We start from the raw sequence: 937 nt of genomic DNA on the forward strand, positions 1-937 counted from the left end.
TCTTCGAATAATTTGAAGAGCAGTTGCGGGATGCGAGTAAGCGAGATGCGAAGAGACTAAAAGCGGATTCCAGATACTTCGTTCCTCGCCTCTAAAGCAACAGAATGGCGGAATGACGGAGTCGTGAGATTATTAACTTAATAAAAGTAGTCGTCATTCCCTACAGTGAGGGACGAACGTGATAGGGAATCTAATTCAACGGATAAATGGCGGAGCAGAGGTCTCGCTAAGGTTGTCGAACCGTAAGGTTATACAGTCAAAGGCTATACATGCGGTCAAAGCCAATCAATAAACCAAGGAGCAGTATGACATTGTTCGGAAGAATATTCGGGAGCCAGTCTTCGATTAGCAAGGGGTTAGATGCACTCACCAACACAGGAGATGCGATGTTTTTTACTGATGAAGAAAAAGCGAAGCACAAGCTGGCACTGCTTAAAGCGTATGAACCTTTTAAGTTGGTACAGCGCTACATTGTGTTGTTGTTCACCATTCCTTATGTGGCACTGCATGTGATGGTGATTCTTGGCTGCATGCACGGTTACGATTGGAAGCCATTAGGGGAAATGACCAATGAAGCGTTTGGTTATCCGGTGTTAGCGGCGATTGGATTGTATTTAACGGGTGGGGTGATTAAAAAGTAGATGCGGGTGACGAGTAGCGAGATGCGAAAGGCTTAAGAGCAGATGCGAGTGAAGAATAGCGAGATTCGAAGAGATTAAGAGCGAGGAGAAAGAAGATGGTTGTTGTGCTTTTAGCTCCTCCCCTTTATCACGACTATTACTTGGCAGAAAATATCAATATAAGGGGAGGCTGGGAGGGGTTGATTAGGCATCGCTAGCAACCTCCTCTAACTCCCCCTTCTATTAACACCATCACTCACAATAGTCCGGTGTTCAAGGGGGAGAACCAAAAGCTAAGTCTTCGAATAATTTGAAGA

1 protein-coding gene is annotated in these 937 nt (G+C 45.0%); it reads left to right on the plus strand.

All coding sequences use genetic code 11. The annotated features are described in order from the left end of the window. The first annotated feature begins 305 nt into the window (after nt 1–305). A complete protein-coding gene (locus AB4133_RS21780) occupies nt 306–641 on the plus strand; it encodes a hypothetical protein (RefSeq protein ID WP_029224976.1) in 336 nt (111 codons plus the stop codon). Nucleotides 642–937: the final 296 nt, after the last annotated feature.

Origin of the sequence: Vibrio sp. 10N.286.52.F8, assembly GCF_041468745.1 — a bacterium.
In the GTDB taxonomy this organism is placed as follows: Bacteria; Pseudomonadota; Gammaproteobacteria; order Enterobacterales; family Vibrionaceae; genus Vibrio; species Vibrio crassostreae_C.